Source organism: Clostridium sp. LS3 (assembly GCF_055330225.1).
Window position 1 is genome coordinate 1658793 of sequence record NZ_CM143921.1, and the last position, 19486, is coordinate 1678278.

At 27.9% G+C, this 19486-nt stretch carries 20 protein-coding genes and 2 pseudogenes; 18 read left to right on the forward strand and 4 right to left on the reverse strand.

Going from position 1 to position 19486, the window contains the following annotated elements:
* Positions 1-400 precede the first annotated feature (400 nt).
* Together ACZJV1_RS07680 and ACZJV1_RS07685 are read left to right on the forward strand one after the other, a co-directional pair.
* Positions 401-670 (forward strand): hypothetical protein, encoded by a 270-nt coding sequence (locus ACZJV1_RS07680; protein ID WP_460288802.1) that lies wholly within the window; start codon positions 401-403, stop codon positions 668-670.
* Positions 671-926: 256 nt separating this feature from the next.
* Positions 927-1334 carry a YjdF family protein gene (locus ACZJV1_RS07685; protein WP_460288803.1) on the forward strand — a complete coding sequence of 136 codons (408 nt, stop codon included), beginning with the start codon at positions 927-929 and terminating at the stop codon, positions 1332-1334.
* Positions 1335-1582: 248 nt separating this feature from the next.
* Here the strand turns inward: ACZJV1_RS07685 and ACZJV1_RS07690 are convergent, their stop codons facing one another.
* Positions 1583-3769 carry an alpha-galactosidase gene (locus ACZJV1_RS07690; RefSeq protein ID WP_463651906.1) on the reverse strand — a complete coding sequence of 729 codons (2187 nt, stop codon included), beginning with the start codon at positions 3767-3769 and terminating at the stop codon, positions 1583-1585.
* A 100-nt stretch (positions 3770-3869) separates the two neighbouring features.
* On the opposite strand from ACZJV1_RS07690, the gene ACZJV1_RS07695 reads away from it, so the two are divergent.
* The 3 genes from ACZJV1_RS07695 to ACZJV1_RS07705 all read left to right on the forward strand — a co-directional run bounded on the left by ACZJV1_RS07695 (position 3870) and on the right by ACZJV1_RS07705 (position 9200).
* A complete protein-coding gene (locus tag ACZJV1_RS07695) occupies positions 3870-4742 on the forward strand; it encodes an AraC family transcriptional regulator (protein ID WP_460288805.1) in 873 nt (290 codons plus the stop codon).
* A 570-nt stretch (positions 4743-5312) separates the two neighbouring features.
* Positions 5313-8216, forward strand: coding sequence for an exo-beta-N-acetylmuramidase NamZ domain-containing protein (locus ACZJV1_RS07700; protein ID WP_463651907.1), 2904 nt, complete (start codon positions 5313-5315; stop codon positions 8214-8216).
* Positions 8217-8561: 345 nt separating this feature from the next.
* Positions 8562-9200 (forward strand): ImmA/IrrE family metallo-endopeptidase, encoded by a 639-nt coding sequence (locus ACZJV1_RS07705; protein ID WP_463651908.1) that lies wholly within the window; start codon positions 8562-8564, stop codon positions 9198-9200.
* Between the two features lie 176 nt (positions 9201-9376).
* On the opposite strand, the gene ACZJV1_RS07710 is transcribed toward ACZJV1_RS07705, so the two are convergent.
* Positions 9377-10144, reverse strand: coding sequence for an EFR1 family ferrodoxin (locus ACZJV1_RS07710; protein WP_463651909.1), 768 nt, complete (start codon positions 10142-10144; stop codon positions 9377-9379).
* A 119-nt stretch (positions 10145-10263) separates the two neighbouring features.
* Here ACZJV1_RS07710 and ACZJV1_RS07715 point away from each other — a divergent pair, with 119 nt between their 5' ends.
* The gene (locus ACZJV1_RS07715) at positions 10264-10629 is read left to right on the forward strand and encodes a winged helix-turn-helix transcriptional regulator (protein ID WP_463651910.1); all 366 of its coding nucleotides are present in this window, start codon (positions 10264-10266) and stop codon (positions 10627-10629) included.
* A gap of 87 nt (positions 10630-10716) precedes the next feature.
* On the opposite strand, the gene ACZJV1_RS07720 is transcribed toward ACZJV1_RS07715, so the two are convergent.
* Positions 10717-11490 carry a hypothetical protein gene (locus ACZJV1_RS07720; protein WP_463651911.1) on the reverse strand — a complete coding sequence of 258 codons (774 nt, stop codon included), beginning with the start codon at positions 11488-11490 and terminating at the stop codon, positions 10717-10719.
* A gap of 122 nt (positions 11491-11612) precedes the next feature.
* Here ACZJV1_RS07720 and ACZJV1_RS07725 point away from each other — a divergent pair, with 122 nt between their 5' ends.
* Positions 11613-11909 (forward strand): YciI family protein, encoded by a 297-nt coding sequence (locus ACZJV1_RS07725; protein WP_463651912.1) that lies wholly within the window; start codon positions 11613-11615, stop codon positions 11907-11909.
* Between the two features lie 119 nt (positions 11910-12028).
* On the opposite strand, the pseudogene ACZJV1_RS07730 reads toward ACZJV1_RS07725, so the two are convergent.
* Positions 12029-12181: pseudogene (locus ACZJV1_RS07730) on the reverse strand (DUF6262 family protein); the annotation flags it as partial.
* A 701-nt stretch (positions 12182-12882) separates the two neighbouring features.
* Between ACZJV1_RS07730 and ACZJV1_RS07735 the strand changes: the two are divergent.
* The 11 genes and pseudogenes from ACZJV1_RS07735 (at position 12883) to ACZJV1_RS07785 (ending at position 19444) form a co-directional block, all read left to right on the forward strand.
* The gene (locus ACZJV1_RS07735) at positions 12883-13857 is read left to right on the forward strand and encodes an ROK family protein (protein WP_463651913.1); all 975 of its coding nucleotides are present in this window, start codon (positions 12883-12885) and stop codon (positions 13855-13857) included.
* Between the two features lie 31 nt (positions 13858-13888).
* Positions 13889-14221 carry a DUF3784 domain-containing protein gene (locus ACZJV1_RS07740; RefSeq protein WP_463652144.1) on the forward strand — a complete coding sequence of 111 codons (333 nt, stop codon included), beginning with the start codon at positions 13889-13891 and terminating at the stop codon, positions 14219-14221.
* A gap of 169 nt (positions 14222-14390) precedes the next feature.
* Positions 14391-14843 carry a hypothetical protein gene (locus ACZJV1_RS07745; RefSeq protein WP_460288814.1) on the forward strand — a complete coding sequence of 151 codons (453 nt, stop codon included), beginning with the start codon at positions 14391-14393 and terminating at the stop codon, positions 14841-14843.
* A gap of 13 nt (positions 14844-14856) precedes the next feature.
* Positions 14857-15567 (forward strand): DUF5131 family protein, encoded by a 711-nt coding sequence (locus ACZJV1_RS07750; RefSeq protein WP_460288815.1) that lies wholly within the window; start codon positions 14857-14859, stop codon positions 15565-15567.
* Positions 15568-15765: 198 nt separating this feature from the next.
* Entirely contained in the window at positions 15766-16452 is a 687-nt protein-coding gene (locus ACZJV1_RS07755) for a helix-turn-helix transcriptional regulator (protein ID WP_463651914.1), read from the forward strand.
* A 118-nt stretch (positions 16453-16570) separates the two neighbouring features.
* Positions 16571-17081 (forward strand): annotated as a pseudogene (locus ACZJV1_RS07760) (adenylate kinase).
* A 268-nt stretch (positions 17082-17349) separates the two neighbouring features.
* Positions 17350-17784 carry an NUDIX hydrolase gene (locus ACZJV1_RS07765; RefSeq protein ID WP_463651915.1) on the forward strand — a complete coding sequence of 145 codons (435 nt, stop codon included), beginning with the start codon at positions 17350-17352 and terminating at the stop codon, positions 17782-17784.
* Between the two features lie 114 nt (positions 17785-17898).
* Positions 17899-18135 (forward strand): hypothetical protein, encoded by a 237-nt coding sequence (locus tag ACZJV1_RS07770; RefSeq protein WP_463651916.1) that lies wholly within the window; start codon positions 17899-17901, stop codon positions 18133-18135.
* Between the two features lie 25 nt (positions 18136-18160).
* Positions 18161-18592 (forward strand): NUDIX hydrolase, encoded by a 432-nt coding sequence (locus ACZJV1_RS07775; protein WP_463651917.1) that lies wholly within the window; start codon positions 18161-18163, stop codon positions 18590-18592.
* Positions 18593-18613: 21 nt separating this feature from the next.
* A complete protein-coding gene (locus tag ACZJV1_RS07780) occupies positions 18614-18775 on the forward strand; it encodes a hypothetical protein (RefSeq protein ID WP_463651918.1) in 162 nt (53 codons plus the stop codon).
* Between the two features lie 204 nt (positions 18776-18979).
* Complete coding sequence (locus tag ACZJV1_RS07785) at positions 18980-19444, forward strand: pyridoxamine 5'-phosphate oxidase family protein (RefSeq protein ID WP_463651919.1); 465 nt, start codon at positions 18980-18982, stop codon at positions 19442-19444.
* The last annotated feature ends 42 nt before the right edge of the window (positions 19445-19486 follow it).

Genomic DNA, 19486 nt, shown 5'->3' on the forward strand with positions numbered 1-19486 from the left:
ATTAAAGTTAATATAATTTTAAATTTAATTTATAAAGAACAAAAAATACCATTTATATTGTATCATTTTTACAATGAATTTACTATAAATTTGGAGATTATTGTCTGAAAATTATATCGCTTAATATTTTCTTTTAAGTTAATTTCAAAAAATTCACCACATTTTTCACAAGTCCATATATAATTTTTAGTTATTAAGTTCATAAGAATTAGTATTGAAGCAATAAGTAAAATTAGGCTAAAGGAAAGAAGATAAAGGTTTATAAATGGACTTACAAATAACAAATTATATTTGTTTTAATTATTTTAAGCTCTATAGCTTTGGAGATCTTAGAGTTAGCAAATAAAATAAATAATATGGAAGTTGATTAGAAATAATTGAATTAAAGATAGGATATATTATGAAAAAATATAATGAAAAGCTAATAGAAGCAAGAAAAACATTATCAAGAGAAACTTTACAGAAATCTAATGCTACAATGCAGAAACTTACAAATCCATCAGAAAAAATAGCGAGGGTAGAAGGAACTATTGGAAAATCACTTGGAGTAGGACTTGTTGCTATTGGTATAGTAGGAGTATTAAAAGGACGAGCATGGGGAATAGGAGGTTGTGTAGCAGGGGTTACAACAGTTATTTCTAATAATATAAGAATGAAAAAGAATAAATAGTTTTTTATAATATTAATTCGATATAGAGATTAATGAAGATTTAGTTTCTAATTTATTAGTTTAGTATAGAGATAAAAATAATAGATAGAGAAATATATTTTCAACAATTTTTATTAGTGATATAATATTGCTGAAATAAATAGCTTTGAGATAAAAACACTATTCGGTTGGTAGTCCGGATGCGAATAAATTCGTCAGTAACCTGCCCTCCTGGGGTTGTCCCTTCTCTAATTAGGCTTTAAACAGGAGGAGAAAAATGATAAAGTTAACAGTATTTTTTGATAATCCTTTTTGGATAGGTGTTTTTGAAAGGATAGAAAATGGTAAAATTCAAGTATGTAGAGTAGTTTTTGGACAGGAACCTAAGGATTATGAAGTTTATGGGTTTATCTTAAAAAATTACTTTAAGCTTAAATTTAGTAAAGATATGATATTAGATGAAAAGTCACAATTAAAGATTAATCCTAAAAGAATGCAAAGAGAAATCAAAAAATCAACTAAAGAAAAGGGACTAGGTACAAAATGTCAACAAGCCCTTAAACTTGATTATGAAAATAAAAAAAGTGAAAAGAAGCTTTTGTCAAAAGAAAAAAGAGAAATTGAAGAAAGAATAAAATTTCAAAAAAGACAACAAAAGAAGAAAGAAAAAAAGAAAGGTCACTAGAAAATGTTATGGTATTTTCTGGGAAATAACTTTGAGTAATATTTACTATAAAATTAGGTTACCTTTAAATTTAAAGAGAAGAAGAATAAAGTAAAACATTTAAAAAGCAGCCAGTACTTTGAACTATCTAATTGTTAGAGTAAAAGAACTAAGGTTTTACTATGAAGTTCATTTATATTGGCTGCTTTTTATTAAATTAAATTTATATTAAAATTGATAGTTTATATTAAACAGTATTTTTATATAACTTAAACTCTTTTAAATCTCCAAAGTATACTTTCAAAGTCTCCTTTTTCCATTGGTATGCTTAAACCAACATTCATAAGCTCATCTCCACCAAAAATATCTTTAGTTTCTAGGTTCTGATATTTAGCATTTTCATCTAATCCTTTAAATTTTAAAGTTCTAATTTTTGCACCTGGTTCTGAAAGGATTTTAAAATACATTCCAACCATTTCTTTTTTATCTTTAGATACAAAATTCCATGCAGCTTCATTGCATTCAAATGGTGAAAGTATTCTATAAAAATCTCCGAATTGAATTACTTGTCTAATTTCTTTGTAAAGTGAAACTTGACTTTTAATTATATTCTTTTCTTCTTCAGTTAGCTTTGTTAAATCTAATTCATATCCAAAGTTACCTGACATTGCAACATGGCCTCTAGTTTCAAGAGGAGTAACTCTTCCAACTTGATGGTTAGGTGAAGCTGAAAGGTGAGAACCCATAGTTATTGGAGGATAAACTAAGCTAGTTCCATATTGAATTTTAAGTCTGCAAATAGCATCTGTATTATCACTAGTCCAAGTTTGAGGCATGTAATAAAGAATACCTGCATCAAACCTTCCACCACCACCTGAGCAGCTTTCAAAAAGAATATTTGGAAAAGTTGAAGTTATTTTTTCCATAATATAATAAAGCCCTAGAATATATCTGTGAGAAATTTCGCCTTGTCTATCATAAGGAAGAGAAGGTGACCATATATCAGTTATATTTCTATTCATATCCCATTTAACATAAGTAATATTTGCATTAGATAAAATTTCGCTTACTGTTTCAATTAAATAATCACAAATTTCTTTTCTAGATAAATCTAAAACTAATTGATTTCTACTAATTGTAGGTGTTCTATTAGGAACATGAATATACCAGTCTGGATGACTTCTATATAAATCACTATCTTCAGAAATCATTTCAGGTTCAAACCATAAACCAAATTCCATTCCTAAGTCATTTACATACTTAGCTAAAGAGTTAAGTCCATTTGGAAGTTTTTCTTTATCTACAATCCAATCACCAAGAGAAGTAAGATCTGAATTTCTTCCCTTAAACCAACCATCATCTAAAACAAATAATTCTATTCCAAGCTCTTTTCCAATTGAAGCAATATTTTTAATTTTTTCTTCGTTAAAGTCAAAGTAAGTAGCTTCCCAGTTATTTATAAGAATAGGTCTTTCTTTATCTTTAAATTTTCCTCTGCAAAGTCTTGTTGGATAGAAATCATGGTAAGTCTTAGACATTTCTAAAAGTCCATTAGAAGAATAAGTCATAACTACTTCTGGTGTTTGAAATTCATCATTTTCTTTTAATAACCAGTTAAAGTTATAAGGATTTATTCCCATTCCGACTCTTGTGGTGTAATAAGGAGCAAGCATAACTTCAGCAGTAAAGTTTCCACTATAAACAAAGTTAAATGAGAATACTTCACCTCTATCTTCGTTAGTATCTTTTCTGACAAGAGCTAAAAAAGGAGCTTGCTGAGCACTACTTGAACCTCTTAAGCTTTCAACCTTTTGTGTACCAGATACAATTTTTCTTCTTGCAATATTTTTTTCATTAGCATGAGAGCCATAAAGAGTAATAAGCTCAAATTCATCATCACGGAAATCTATGCTTGCACTTAATGCTTTTAAAAGTTTTAAATTTTCTTTACCTTTATTTATAAACTTAACAGATCTTGTTATAACATTAAAATCATTAAATACTGAGTAAATTAATACTACATTTAGGTTAGTTAACTCATCAACAAGGGTTATTTCTAAAGTTTCACATTCATCTTCACTTAGCGGATAAGTACTTGGTAGTCCATTAAGGCTTGACTTTCCTTTATAAATTTTATGTGATTTGTAACGTAAGTCCATTACAGTAGAGCCATTTTCTAATTGTACTTGAAAAGCAGGAGTTCTAAAATCACCATTACCATAGGATGGATATTCCTGAGGAATGGTATCTAAGGAAAATGTTCTATCAAAAGGAGTTGGGTTTGGTGAAAATCCTCTATCTACAAAAACTATAGGATTGCTTATATTATATTCTTTAACCTTAGCACCCCAATATAAATTCACTAAATATCCATCATTAATTACTCCAAGTACATAACTTGTATTTTTACCTTGAAGGTGGAAAATTTTTTTACTATCGCTATAAAATATTGCCATGACATATAACCTCTTTTCATAAAAAATTATCTATGATTTAATAATATATAGAGAGTAGTGGTATAAACAAGAGTAAAAAAGGCTATGGGAGGGTAAAATATTGCTTAGAGAAATAGTTCCAAAATCAATAGGATTTAAATTTATATCTAATGTTCCACTAATTATGGTTAGAGGAATAGGTTGGGAAAAGATAACTGACCATAATTATATATGGGATGGGAGAAAGCGAAGTGGAGATTATTGTTTACTTCAATACACTATTTCAGGAAGAGGGGAAATTGAAATAAAGGATAAAACCTATTCTTTAGAAAAGGGAGATTGTTTTTTAGTTAATGTACCAGGAGAGCATTGTTATTGTCTTCCTAAAAGCTCAAATTATTTAGAAATTCTTTATATAGAGTTTTCAAAAGAAGCAATGGCATTTTTTCATAATATAAATTATATTAAGGGAAATGTAATACATATAGAAGAAGACTCAAAATTCTTAAAACAAATGTGGAAGGTTTACGAAGCAGCTTTATTTGATGAAATAGATAGTGTATATAAATGTTCTAATTATGCTTACGGATTAATTATGGAGTTATTAGATTATTATAACCATAGTCAGAAGAAGTTAAGTTTAAATCCAAAAGTAAGTAAAAGTAAGGAATATATTGATAATAACTATGATAAATTAATTGGACTTGAAGAAATATGCGAAAAAGTAGGAGTATCAAAATATTATTTATGTAGAGAGTTTTCGAAAGAGGTTGGGTTAACTCCAGGAAATTATTTATTAAAGGTAAGGATACAAGCAGCAGCTAAGCTTTTATTATTTGCCAAGGATATGACCGTAGAAGAAATTTCGCAAAATGTAGGATTTTCCTGTGGGAATTATTTTAGTAAAGTTTTTAAGAAGAGCCTTGGAGTGTCGCCTACAGAATTTAGAACTAATGATAATCTATACGATATAAATAAAATTATTTTTAAATGATGTTGATCTACAGTTAAAAATTCAGACGTAATTATGGTTCTAGAGCAAGGTAGAATTATAGAACGTGGAAGCCATGATGATTTAATTGAGAAAAAGGGAAAATACTATCAACTTTATACAGGAGCTTTTGAGCTACAATAGACATGAAAATCTCAAGTATTATATGTACTTGAGATTTTTTTATAATAAAAAGTTAAAGTAATTTATCTATAACTATTATCGAAGAAAATTCCTGAAATAGGTAAATGAAATAAGGAAAAATTAATAATTTGTTATAAATATGAATATATTACTAAATATAAACTATATTTAAATTTAATAAAAAACAAAGGTGTACCTTTTAAAAAGAATGGAGGGAATAATGTGAAATAAAGATTTGTAATGAATTAAAATATAAAAATAACTATACGTAAGATAAGTTGATTAGGTAGTTTTATCCTGATCATTTATACTATGATGCACTAAAGTTTCTATTATACTGTATGACTATTTAAACTTTTAAATGAAAAAATTAGTATATATTTCTTATTAATCTATTAAGAAATAGTTATAAAATAGGGGGATAATTTCATGAATTTAAAGTTAAAAAGAAAAATTGGAATAATTACATGTGGATTTTTAATTTCTTCAGTATTATTTCAGATTAAAGATATAAAAACTGTAAATGCAAGTAGTAATGCTCAAGTAAAATTAGGTATCGACAATTTAGAAAAAAATTTAACAATTTTTGAAGGGAAAAAGGTAGGGCTAATAACAAATCCATCTGGTATGGATAGTAATTTTAAAAGTTCTATAGATGTATTATATGAAAAGACTAATTTAACAACCTTATTTGCCGCTGAACATGGAATTAGAGGTAACGCACAAGCAGGAGATAATGTAGGAAATGAAGTTGACGAGGTTACTGGAGTTCCAGTTCATAGCTTATATGGATCAACTAAAAAACCAACTCCAGAAATGCTTGAAAACGTTGACATACTAGCTTATGATATGCAAGATGTAGGAGCTAGATTTTACACATATATAAATACTCTAGCTTATGCAATGGAAGCATGTGCTGAAAATGATAAAACATTTGTTGTATTTGATAGACCTAATCCAATTGGTGGAGAAGTACAAGGTAATTTACTTAACACTGATTTTAGTTCATTTGTTGGAATGTATCCTATAGTGCAAAGATATGGAATGACAGTAGGAGAATATGCTAAATTTATAAATGAAGAATTTAATATAAATTGTAAGTTAGAAGTTGTTGAAATGGAAGGCTGGACTCGTGACATGTATTATGATGAAACAGGATTAGATACATGGGTAATGCCATCTCCAAATATGCCTACCCTAACTACTTCAATAGTTTATACTGGTACTTGTGTTTTTGAAGGAACAAATGTTTCTGAAGGTAGAGGAACTACTAGACCTTTTGAGTTAATTGGCGCTCCTTGGATTGATCCAATGGCTCTTAGTAATAAATTAAATTCTTTAGGATTACCAGGTGTTAAATTTAGAGCTGCATCATTTACTCCAACATTTTCAAAGTATTCAGCATCAGATACTGCTAATTATCCAACTGGAAAAAATCAAGTTTGTGGTGGAGTGCAAGTATATGTAACTGATAGAAATGACTTTAATGCTGTTAAAACTGGATATGCTATGTTATATACAATTAGGGATATGTATCCAGATAAGTTTAAATATTTAAGTACTAATTTCATAGATAAGTTAACAGGTAATAGCTATGTAAGAGAAGGAAAATATACATTAGAAGAATTATTTGCAATAGTAGATAAGGAGTCTAATGATTTTAAGGCTAAAACAGAAAAGTATTATATTTATCAGGAATCAAATAACAATGAAGAAAATATTAATAGTATTAAACTTGGTATAGATAATCTAGAAGAAAACTTAGATATATTTAAAGATAAGAGAGTAGGCCTTATAACTAATCCATCTGGTATAGATAGTAATTTTAAAAGCTCTATAGATGTATTATATCAAAATACTAATTTAACAACATTATTTGCAGCTGAACATGGAATTAGAGGATATGCACAAGCAGGAGATAATGTAGGAAGCGAAGTTGATAATATTACTGGACTTCCAGTTCATAGTTTATATGGATCAACTAAGAAGCCAACTCCAGAAATGCTTGAAAATGTTGATATACTAGCTTATGATATGCAAGATGTAGGAGCTAGATTCTACACATATATAAATACACTAGCTTATGCAATGGAAGCATGTGCAGAAAATAATAAAACATTTGTTGTATTTGATAGACCTAATCCTGTATCCAGTGAAGTACAAGGGAATTTGCTTAACACTGATTTTAGTTCATTTGTTGGAATGTATCCTATAGTTCAAAGATATGGATTGACTGTGGGTGAATATGCACAATATATTAATGACAAGTTTAATATTAATTGTGATTTAAAAGTAGTGAAGATGAGTGGATGGTCAAAGGATATGTATTATGATGAAACTGGTTTAGATACATGGGTAATGCCTTCACCAAATATGCCAACATTAGATACAGCAATAGTATATACAGGAACTTGTGTATTTGAAGGAACAAATGTATCAGAAGGAAGAGGAACAACAAGACCATTTGAATTAATAGGAGCACCATGGATTAATGCTATAGATTTAGCTAATGAATTAAATTCTTTAAATTTGCCAGGAGTAAAATTTAGAGCAGCTTCATTCACACCACAATTCTCAAAATATTCAGCATCAGATACCGCAAATTATCCAACAGGAAAAAATCAAGTTTGTGGTGGCGTACAAGTATATGTAACAGATAGAGATAGTTTCAACTCAGTTAAGACAGGCTATGCTATGTTATATACAGTTAGAGATATGTATCCAGATAAGTTTAAATATTTAAGTACTAATTTCATAGACAAGCTAACAGGAAATAGTTATGTAAGAGAGGGAAAATACACATTAGAAGAATTATTTGAAATAGTAGATAAAGAATCTTCTGAGTTCAAATCTGAAATAGAGAAATATAGAATATATATACCATCGTCAACTATTAATAGAGTTCCTGTTATGACTGCAAATGATAAAACATTAAAATTAAATGAAGACTTTGATCCATTAAAAGATGTAACAGCTTATGATGAGGAAGATGGAGATTTAACATCATCTATAAAAGTTGTAGAGAATACTGTAGATACTAGTAAGGTTGGAGAATATATAGTTAACTATAGCCTTTCTGATAGTAATGGTGCTAGTACCTCTAAAAAGATAAATGTTATAGTTATAGAAGATAATGAAGATGACAATAATAATGGGGGAAATGAAGATAGTGATAATACAAATAAACCAGAAGATAATAATTCTGGGAAATTGCCCCAAACCGGTAGTGCTGTAAATAGCTCATTATTGTTAATAATAATATCTTTATTTATGATATATGTGGGAAAGTTAGCTTTAGAAAATAAATCTAAGAAAGCAGTCAATAAAAAATAAAACTAGTAAAATTATATCATTTATAAATAACACTAGATTATCTCCAAATAAGCTATGAGGTTATTTATAATAAATAAGAAGCTATAAACGATAAATGAATTTTAATTCATTTACGTTTATAGCTATTTTTATTTTATTACTTTGTAACTAGATAAATTATAAGAAAAGGATTAAGTCTAAGGAAGATATTTACAATAAATCTAAGTAGTTGTATAGTTACAGAATCAATAATTTATTCTAATATAGTTTTAAATTTACATAATTTTTATAAATGATTGAAAAATTCATATGCATTTTATATAATTATATTCAATATATGGAATATTATGGTGGTTGGAGGGGCTTATGAGATATAAAATTATAACAGGTAAATATGAAACTTGTACAGAAGAACAAAAGGATAATTATAGAATGCTATTTGGAGATAAAAATATACAAGAAAATTTTGATTTATATTTTCATTGGTATAACATAATACACGAGCTTGGACATATTTTAATTTCACATAAAGGGCTTTCATTTTCAAATGCAGATGAAGAGCAGTTTGTTAATGACTTTGCAGTTGCATATTGGATGGAAGTAGATAAACAGAGTAATTTATTAAAAGTTAAGGATATAGTAACTAATGCTTTAAAAAGAATTCCTAGACCAATTGGAGAAGATATTTATTTCCTTGATTACTTTAGAGAAAACTGGGGTAATTTTGAAATGTCAGTAGCAATGTATGGTTTTTTTCAAATGGCATGTGTAGCAAGTTCATTAAGTAGAGAAAGAAATCTTAAAGTGGTACTTAGTAACATTGGATATGAAAATATTACTATAGATAATCTAATAAGTAGAGAATATGGAATTAATTGTGAAGCGCCAGAAATAATATTAAAAGATTTTATAATGAATATGAGTAGTATAGGTATAGAAATGCCTTCAATTGAATTAGAAATAGTAGATAATCCAGATATACAATGTTGTGAAAATAAAAATTGATAATTTAAGTTAAATTTTATATAAAATCTTTAAACGAGGAATGCTAAAATAGCTAGTAAGATATATTGAGCTTTACTAGCTATTTATTCTAATCTTTCCTCTTTTGTTAAAGGAGTAGGAAGAAAAACAAAACATTTAAGGAGATAACGGACTGATAATATGACGTAAAAAGGTTATCAGCAATTTGGATTATAATACCTGCCCTTGCTTTCTGTGGATTTTCTATATTGAATAGCTCTAACTGGACATCTATGAATGCAAGCAAGACACTTTGTGCATTCTTTATCCCATTTAGGAGTTCCATCTACTAATTGAATATTTTTTGTTGGACAAACATTGGAGCATAGTCCACAAGAAATACAACTACTTTTAGCATAAAAAGCTTTAGTGCCCATAGCAAAAGTATTAAACGGGGGATTGATTAGTTTAGTTCTAAGGCTAGGCATATTTCCTTCATAACAATCAAATATATCATGCTTTTTTTGTGAAAGCATATCATTTATATATTCAATTCTTTGTTCTGCTTGTACTAGTTTTTTCGATGTTAATTCTTTTGAATCTACATCATAAAGAATAATGTAGTTATTTGGCATGAAAATAGAAAATCCACTGTTAAGTATAATATTTTGATGTTTTAAATTTGTACGTAAGGCATTTATAGCATGTCCTGAAGTATCGCCACAGGTACATACTGCAAAAGTATATTGATTGTTATAATTAGTAATCTTAAGATTTCTTATAAAATCCATAACTATTTTAGGTGGTGCCCAAGCATAAATTGGAAACACAAATCCAATCATTTCATCAGGTTTTATGGAAAATGAAAATGGAGTGTTCTTTTTTTGCATTAAATCTGCAATAGATAATATTTGTTCATTTTGGTATTTTGATAGGGTTTTTGCTACCCACAAACTGTTTCCAGTACCAGAAAAATAGAATATCATAGGGTTCTCCTTTTCTTTTTTATAATTATTTGCTACTATGATTATATTTATAAGGTATATATTTACAAGTACGCACATTTTTGTGCCTTAAATTCATAATTTCAAATGGAGGGATAAAAATGAATAAAGGGGATTGGTACGATGGTTCCTGCGATGTAATTAACGCATTTAATTTTGTTAGCGGAAAATGGAAACTTCCTATCCTATGGAGATTATCCTATGGAAATGTTAGATATAATGAATTAAAGAGGCAAGTTCAAGGCATTACAAATATTATGCTTACTCGTTCTTTGCAGGAATTAGAAAGCCATGGAATGATTTTTAGAATTCAATATTCTGAAGTTCCGCCACATGTAGAATACGGATTAACAATGCAAGGAAAGAAGATTATACCTGTATTAAAAGCTTTAAAAGATTGGGGAGAAGAACAAGGGGAATTTGAAAAAAAGAATGAAATAAAAGTAGAATATTTAAAAGAAAATTAGACTCTAAAATATGAATATTTGATGGATAATAATAAGACTTTAAATAATTAATAAACCATTTAAAGTCTTACTATTATAAATGGATACTTAAAGTTTAGGATCATAGACAAGTCTATAATAGCAGTTATTATTTTCTACTCTAATAATTTCATATCTATCGTCATCTATCTTATTGAAAAATACCATATAAGCTTTAATTTTCTTAGAAGCCATATCTTTTATATAATTATTTATTTTATCATAATCTAAATCATTAACTTCAACTAAAGTATTTCTAAATTCATTTAGCTTAGAGTCCCTAAAGTTAAAGTTTTCATCTATATTTTCTATTGAAGCTTTATATATTATACCAGAATAGGTGCTAATTTTAGGATTTTCTGTTGGAATTGTACCAATGCTCAAATCAACATTTAATCTTTCCTCTTCAGTAAAATAATTTACTGTTTCTGCACCAGCTAGATATAATTCTTTTAATAGTAGAGAATTTTCATCAACTACTTGAAAATTAAAGTCAACAATTCTATCTTTTATTGGTTGAGCATATTTTAAATTTAATGAATTATTTTTACAAAATTCTTTAACTAAATCTATTCCTTTTATATATTCATCTACAAAAGTACTATTTCTTAGCTCAAGATTAGAAATGTTTTTACTATTATCAGACATTTTAATTTTATCTTTGTCTTCAACAATATTTTTCATATCACTATTATCTTTATTTCCATTAGTATTCTTATCTTCGCTAGTTGCTTCATTTACAGAAGTCTTATTTTCTATAGATTTATTTTCATCTTTAGCTTTATTACAGCCAATTAAAAATATACTTAATGTACATAGTACGATAAACTTAGTAAGGTTCACTTATATCACTCCTTTAAATATATAGTGTATATTCCTATTAACATATTTTTATATTGTCCACCAGCTACTAGTATAATATAATATAGTATAAATATATTTCGTATAAAGGAGGATAATAAAAAATGAAATATTTTGTTATTGAAGGTATATTAAAAAATTCAGTTCCAATGGACGAAAATCTTATGAATGAACATATAGCTTATTCTCAGAAGGCAATAGATGCAGGGGTGATACTAGTGTCTGGAGTTAAGGCTGATATGAGTGGTGGAATGCTTATTATGAAAGCTGAGTCCTTAGAGAAAGTTGAGGCTTATCTATCTGCTGAACCACTTAAGGTTTCTGGTGTACAGGAATATCATGTTACAGAGTTTACACCTCATTACGTTCAGCCAATAGCTAGTGAATGGTTTAAAAACTAATTCATGAATAAATTTAAATAAACAGCTAAAAATGCTGGAAAAATTATGACATTTTTAAGGGAATCATTTAGGTTCTCTTAAAAATGCTTACAATAATCTACAAATGTGAACTAATAAAACTAGATTATCTCATATGATTTGCCCCTTAAGATTTCTAACTTTTCTTTTAATTTCTTATTTTCTTTTTCAAGTTCTTTAATTTTCTTATCTTTTGTCATTATGATAATATCTTTAGATTTAGCTGTCTTATCATACTTAACTCTTTCATTCATTATATATAGCTTACTATAATTACCATAATTTATCAAACTATATAGTTTTTTACTTATAGTTATTTTCATATCAACATTTTCCTCTAACATAGTGAAATTTTTATAGAATTCCTTTAAAATATATAGAAATAAAAAATTTTAAAAATTTTTCTCAATAATTAAAATTTAAGGATATTTATTATATGAAGATGTTTTTAATCTTTAAGTTTTAATTAAAAGGAGAAAATATAAAACCAGATATGTTTTTAGTTCCAGGACATACAAAAATATACCAAGGCATAATTTAGTTCGCATAAATGAATAATTAAATGTTAAAAAGAATGCTTAAATGATGGGATAAAGAAAATAACAAAGTGAAAACACCTTATGAATTTGTAGGTATTCTTTTATGTCTTGAATTAATACAAGAAAAAGAAATACTCGTAAATGATGATAATATAAAACAAAAAACATAGTATATACAAACAAATAAAAAGGTTAATAACATACAGTTTATATAAAAATATGATATAATTACCAAAAGGTATTGTATTTAGATATTTATATATAAAATCTAAAAGTAAATTATAGAAAGAAAATTTGAAGATTTATTAAAGCTAGAAGTAAACTGTTAGCAAGAGGATTTTTTTATATATTATGAGCAATTGTATTTTATTATGCATTAACTTTTAGGAAAATGGGCATTTAAGGAGATAAGCAATATGAATAACTATTATATTGGTATAGATTTAGGTGGTACAAATATAAAATCTGCTATATTTACAACCAATTTTGAAAAAGTGGCAGAATGTCGAATACAGACGCAGGCTGAAAAAGGTTCTGATGTTGTTCTATCAAGAATGTTAAATAATATTCAAGAATTATTAAAAGGTTCTGGCATTCAAGAAAGTCAAATACTTTGTATGGGAATTGGAGTTCCTGGATTATTGGATACCAAAACAGGAATATCAAAATTTTCACCGAATTTCTCAAAGTGGGAAAATGTCCCTGTATCACAATGGTTTGAAACCAAATTGAAAATTCCCACATTTATTGATAATGATGTGCGGATGAATTTATATGGAGAATGGTATTTTGGAGCAGGAAAAGGCAAAAGAAATGTTGTTCTGCTAACTTTAGGTACTGGGTTAGGGTCTGGTGTTGTAGTAGATAATCATGTATTATACGGTGCTACTGGAAGTGTAGGCGAAATTGGCCATATGAACATGTATCGCTCAGGTCGCCCCTGCCGTTGTGGAAGTTCAGGCTGTTTAGGTAGATATGTATCTGCTATCGGCATGTTAAGAACATTAAAAGAAAAAATGCAAGAGGGAGAGCATAGCATAATCCATGAATGGGTAAAAGGCGATTATGACAAAATTACTGCAAAAATGGTATCTGAAGCTTTTGACAAAGGTGACGAGGTTGCTATAAATACTTTTTATGAAACTGGAGAACTGCTTGGTTATGGGCTTGCTAATGTAATCAATTTATATAATCCAGAATGTATTATTATTGGTGGCGGAATGGCTGCAGCTGGGGAACGATTGTTGAAACCTGCAAGGGAAATTGTAGATGCACATGCGTTGCAAATTTCAAAAAATACTTGTGAGATTGTAATAGCCTCCTTAGGGGATGCTTCTGGAATGCTGGGTGCTGCAATTTATGCAAGTAAGCATATGAGAAAAGAAGAATAGATAAACCAGGGGAGATATGGGAGTGTTAGTGATGAGGGATGTAGATATTTATGGATTAATTATAATTACATTTCTTCTTGGAGGATTTTTTACTTTCTTAGGTTGGATAATTAAAAGTCAAAATGCAGGAGATATGCTAAATGGATTTGATGAAAAAAAACATGACAAAGATAAAGTATCAAGGACAATGGGAGGAAACATGCTATATACGGGCTTAATTATTATTCTATTAGGTGTGATAGGTGTTTTTTTGAATAGCAAGTATTATAATTATGTAACTTTTGCACAGACTTTTGTTGTAATAGTAGGAATTATAAAAGGGATATATGAAGTTAATAAAAATGGTAAGATAAAAAATAAATAAAAGCCAGTGATTTAAATCATTGGCTTTTTGTATTTCACTAAAATTTGATTTAGAGAAATAAACTAATTATACCAACAATTATATGGTATAATTTGTATAACATACAGGAAAATAGGAATTTGTTATTCAAGTATAAAAGATAAATTACTAAAAGAAAGAGGTATAGAGAATGGTACACTTGGTTTATTGTGATGATAAAACAAAAGAATTATCAAAAATTTTAGAAGGAAGTAAAACTATGATTATCAGAGGTGCGGCTGGTAGAAAAATCCCACATAGTAGAGTATTCAAGGATGAAGTGTTATATTTCATGGAAAAAGGTTCAAAGAAAATAACAGCTAAAGCCGTGGTTTGTGATGTTCAAAATTTCATTAAGCTAAATGATGAAGAAATAAAAAAAAATATTGAAGATAATAATAATAAACTACAATTAACGGAAAAGCAAAAACAAAGATGGCATAAAAAGTGTTTATGTTTAGTAGAGTTTGAGAATGTAGAAGAAATAACTCCTTTAGAATTTGACCATAAAAGCAATATGGATGATTGGCTAATTATTGAAAAAATAGATGATGTAGTGGTTGGTACCAGTATTCCGTATAATTATGATAAGTCAAGGTTTTAACAGGTAATTAAGTATGGCTATGTGGAATCCTTGGCGTGGGTGTAAAAAATGTAGTGATGGTTGCAAATATTGTTATATTCATAAAGGTGATTTTAAAAAGAATATAGATACTAATAATATAATTAAAACAAATGATTTTTATAAACCAATAGAAAAATTAACTAATGGTACGTATAAGTTTAAATCAGGTACAGTATATTTATGCTTTTCATCAGATTTCTTTATTGAAGAAGCAGATGCTTGGAGAGCTGAATGTTGGAGAATGATAAAGAAAAGAAGTGATTTAAAGTTCTTATTTTTAACTAAAAGAATAGATAGATTTAGCTATTGTATACCTGAAGATTGGAATGATGGTTACGAAAATGTGATTATATGTTGCACTATAGAAAATCAAAAAAATGCTGATTATAAATTATCTATTTTTAAAGATTTACCTATAAAGCATAAATGTATAACAGCTCAACCATTATTAGAAAAAATAAATATTGAAAATTATTTAAAAGATATTGAGCTTGTTGTAGCTGGTGGTGAATCTGATAAGAACGCAAGAACATTAGATTATGACTGGGTACTTGACATAAGGAGTCAATGTGTAAAGGCAAATGTTAACTTTGAATTTAGGCAGTGTGGCACAAATTTTATAAAGGATGGAAAACTGTATAAGTTGCAAGTGAAAGATTTATGTAAGCAAGCTAAATTGGCAAATATAAACTACAATATATAGTTATATAAATTCCAATATGTAGAGTAGATTGGAAAATAGAATTTATATAATAGATTATAGAAACTCATCTGTATATGCAGTGTTTATAGCGTGCAACTTAAAGTTGCACATACTTAAAAAAGATAAAATGTAAGTTGGTGTACTTCTCATTTTTAATCAGTTACACTTTAGATATCAATTAAATAGGAGGATAATAAAATGAGTTTTGGACAAAATTTACAGTTTCTTAGAAAAATGCATGAAAGAATGACGCAAGATGAATTGGCTGAAAAAATGAATGTATCTAGACAAACAATATCAAAATGGGAGATTGATTCTGCTTTTCCAGAAATGGAAAAGGCTATTACACTTTGCAAACTTTTTTCTTGTTCTTTAGATGAGATGGTACTGGGAAATATGAATTCGGACAACGAAGCTTATACAAATATTCGTGTAAAAATGGTGCCTTCATTCCAATATGTCAAATATGTAGTAATTAGTGGTGAACCAGAAGATGATGCAAAAAAACATATATACGATTGGGCTATTTTTTGTGGTATTGAGAAACCTGAAATAATTGGCTGGGATTTTCCTTTTGTTTCACAAGAACAGATAAATGTATACCATATGCATGGCTATGCAGTTGCGTGTATAATACCGAAGAATTTTCCACTAGATTGTTCGGAGAAAATTATACAAGCAAATCAGCAGTATGCAGTCATTACGATTAGGGAGCCATTTAAGTCACCATTCTCCATGATTCCGAATGCATACAAAACACTTATACGATATATGGAAGTAAATGGTCTACGTCATAAAGAAAATAAAGAAGTCTTATCATGTTTTGAAAAGGAATATAATAAAGAGGGTGTCTCTTATATGGATGTATATATTGCTATTGAGTAATAATGATAAATTCCAATTTATTAAGGAATTTAAATCAATTTCAAAAAGAATAATATAATATGAAATAAAGATTGTTTTAATATTATTTATATAATCTATATTAGGAGGTGAATTTTTAATGATAATTCTAATTGCCGGTAGTTCACATACAGGAAAAACACTTTTAGCACAGAAGTTACTTAAAAATACGGTTATCCATATCTATCTATAGATCATTTGAATATGGGTTTAATTCGCAGTGGACAGACTACCCTTACGCCGGAAAATGATTACCTATTAACAAATTACTTATGGCCGATTGTAAGGGAAATGGCAAAACCGCAATAGAAAACAATCAAAATTTAGTTGTTGAAGGGTGCTATATTCCTTTCAACTGGAAGGATGATTTCAGCGATGAATATCTTGAACACATTCAGTATTATTGTCTTGTAATGACAAAAAAATATATTGATAATAACTTTTTAGATATTAAAGGATATGCAAATGTAATAGAGGGTCGCCTTGATGATTCATTTTTAAGTCCAGAAATGCTGATAAAAGAAAATGATTCCAATTTAGAAATGTGTAAAAAATATAGATGCGATTATATTCTGATTGATGAAGAATACAAGGTAGATGTTGAACTATAATTTCCGTTTACCATAGAGATTATGAGCATAATCTCAGCCCGTCAAATTTCAATTTAACTAAGAAATTAGATAAAATTTTATAGAAATAATTTTGATATAATACAAATTAGCTTAATCTTTATTTCAGAATGTGAAGTTATTGTAAGGTAATTAAGAAAATATAAGATTAGAAAATTAAATAGTGAGATATTTAAAACTTTATTGAAGTTTATAATAACAATTATGCATAATTGTTTTATATTTTGTACTATAAAAGGAGGAGATTCATTTGGCAAGTGAAAAATTTAAAATGCCAGTCGCTGCACATCTTTTACTTATTAAAGAAGGCAAGATATTGTTGTTAAGAAGACTTAATACAGGATACGAAGATGGAAATTATAGTGTAGTTGCAGGGCATTTAGATGGAGACGAAGATGTAAAAGCAGCAATGATAAGAGAAGCAAAGGAAGAAGCAGGAATAGATATTAATTCAAATAACCTAGAGATTGTGGGGGTTATGCATAGGAAGTCAGAAGTTGAAAGAATAGACTTTTTTCTTGCAACAGACTCATGGAATAATGAGATAGTTAATATGGAGCCAAAAAAATGCGATGATCTATCATGGTTTGAAATAAAAAATCTTCCAATTAATACTATACCATATATCAAGAGAGCAATAGAAAATTATATGTCTGGTGTTCAATTTGATATTTATGGATGGTAAGAATCAACAAGAGGTAATGAAATCTATTTAAGTATTAAAAAGTAGTATATGAAAACAAACTATAAAGTTAATTGATAAATAATTATTTAAATTTAAGTAAAAGGAAGAACATTTATGATAATAAGGACAAGGGATAACATGAAGCTTATAAACATAAGGATGTTTTCTATTAGAGAAGAGAGGTTAATTCTAAGAAGATTTATTTTAGAAGGAACTTATGGTTCTCAACTATTCTTTTTGAAAAATACAATTGAGATATGTAGCTATGAAGATGAAGACGAAGCTTTGAAAAAATTAGATGAGATTGAGGATTTTTTTAGGAAAAATCCTGATGGAATTTATAAAATATAGATAAAAATAATATGAGGAATAGTAAATGGATAATAAGTTATTAGAGTGGGCTGTTGAACTGCAAAGTATTTCACAAGGAGCACTATACTATTGCAAAGACAAGTTTGATATAGAATGTTTCGAAAGAATTAGAGAAATTTCAGCAGAAATGATAAGCTTAAAGTCAGATATACCTTTAGATAAGGTAAAGAGCTTGTTTTGTAATAAAATTGGGTATCAAACACCTAAGCTAGATACAAGAGCAGCAATATTTAATGATAATAAGATTTTACTAGTCCAAGAAAGCAATGGTACTTGGTCATTACCAGGTGGATGGATAGATGTAGACTTATCAGTAAAGGAAAACACAATAAAGGAAGTAAAAGAAGAGGCAGGCTTAAATGTTACAGCAGATATGATTATTGCTGTTCAAGATAGAGAAAAACATAATTTACCTGTATATGCCTATAAAATATGAAAGGTTTTTGTGTTGTGTTCTTTGATAGATAGGAAATTTGAGAAAAATATTGAAACAATAAAAAGTGATTATTTTTCATTAGATAACTTACCATTGTTAGCAACAGAAAAAAATAATGAAGAGCAAATCAAAATGTGTTTTGAAGCATATCAAAGTACAAACTGGAAAACATTATTTGACTAAATTCTAATTTATCTAAATTAATAAAATGCCGTATTATTTAGAGTGAATAGACGGTGTTTTTTAGATATTATTGGAGTAACAGAAAATGAAGATGAAATTATGGGAATGAGTCCTCATTTATAGAATAAAATTAAATTAAGATACACCAATATCTTTGAGCGAAATTTATTTGATAATAAATATTTTATAAAAGGAGAGTTAAATATGTTTAAAGAAATGAGAAGAAAAGATAGAGAGATTGAAGGTTCAGAAGCAATAGAAGTATTAAAAAAATGTGAGTATGGAATTTTATCTACAGTAGATGAAAATGGGTATCCATATGGGGTGCCGTTAAGTTATGTTTATGCAAATGACTCAATATATTTTCATAGTGCTGTAGAAGGACATAAGTTAGAGAATATAAAGAAAAATGATAAAGTATCTTTTGGTGTAGTTGGGCAAACTGATGTATTACCAGATAAATTTAGTACTAAATATGAAAGTGTAATAATATTTGGAAGAGCAAAAGAAGTTTTTGATGACGAAAAAACCTCAGCTCTTTTAGAATTAATAAATAAGTACTCAGCAGATTATATAGAAAAAGGCAAAATATATATTAAAAATGCAAGTGATAAAACTAAAGTTATGAAGATAAGTATAGATCATATTTCTGGAAAAGGGAGAAGATAATTTTATTATTAGTAAAATTCATTTAAAGAGGATTTTAAATAT

What these genes read in the sequence shown, in the direction of transcription:
- ACZJV1_RS07680 (WP_460288802.1), top strand. Translation starts at nt 401, where the DNA reads ATGAAAAAATATAATGAAAAGCTAATAGAAGCAAGAAAAACATTATCA.
- ACZJV1_RS07685 (WP_460288803.1), top strand. Translation starts at nt 927, where the DNA reads ATGATAAAGTTAACAGTATTTTTTGATAATCCTTTTTGGATAGGTGTT.
- ACZJV1_RS07690 (WP_463651906.1), bottom strand. Translation starts at nt 3,769, where the DNA reads ATGGCAATATTTTATAGCGATAGTAAAAAAATTTTCCACCTTCAAGGT.
- ACZJV1_RS07700 (WP_463651907.1), top strand. Translation starts at nt 5,313, where the DNA reads ATGAATTTAAAGTTAAAAAGAAAAATTGGAATAATTACATGTGGATTT.
- ACZJV1_RS07705 (WP_463651908.1), top strand. Translation starts at nt 8,562, where the DNA reads ATGAGATATAAAATTATAACAGGTAAATATGAAACTTGTACAGAAGAA.
- ACZJV1_RS07710 (WP_463651909.1), bottom strand. Translation starts at nt 10,144, where the DNA reads ATGATATTCTATTTTTCTGGTACTGGAAACAGTTTGTGGGTAGCAAAA.
- ACZJV1_RS07715 (WP_463651910.1), top strand. Translation starts at nt 10,264, where the DNA reads ATGAATAAAGGGGATTGGTACGATGGTTCCTGCGATGTAATTAACGCA.
- ACZJV1_RS07725 (WP_463651912.1), top strand. Translation starts at nt 11,613, where the DNA reads ATGAAATATTTTGTTATTGAAGGTATATTAAAAAATTCAGTTCCAATG.
- ACZJV1_RS07735 (WP_463651913.1), top strand. Translation starts at nt 12,883, where the DNA reads ATGAATAACTATTATATTGGTATAGATTTAGGTGGTACAAATATAAAA.
- ACZJV1_RS07740 (WP_463652144.1), top strand. Translation starts at nt 13,889, where the DNA reads ATGAGGGATGTAGATATTTATGGATTAATTATAATTACATTTCTTCTT.
- ACZJV1_RS07745 (WP_460288814.1), top strand. Translation starts at nt 14,391, where the DNA reads ATGGTACACTTGGTTTATTGTGATGATAAAACAAAAGAATTATCAAAA.
- ACZJV1_RS07750 (WP_460288815.1), top strand. Translation starts at nt 14,857, where the DNA reads ATGGCTATGTGGAATCCTTGGCGTGGGTGTAAAAAATGTAGTGATGGT.
- ACZJV1_RS07755 (WP_463651914.1), top strand. Translation starts at nt 15,766, where the DNA reads ATGAGTTTTGGACAAAATTTACAGTTTCTTAGAAAAATGCATGAAAGA.
- ACZJV1_RS07770 (WP_463651916.1), top strand. Translation starts at nt 17,899, where the DNA reads ATGATAATAAGGACAAGGGATAACATGAAGCTTATAAACATAAGGATG.
- ACZJV1_RS07775 (WP_463651917.1), top strand. Translation starts at nt 18,161, where the DNA reads ATGGATAATAAGTTATTAGAGTGGGCTGTTGAACTGCAAAGTATTTCA.
- ACZJV1_RS07785 (WP_463651919.1), top strand. Translation starts at nt 18,980, where the DNA reads ATGTTTAAAGAAATGAGAAGAAAAGATAGAGAGATTGAAGGTTCAGAA.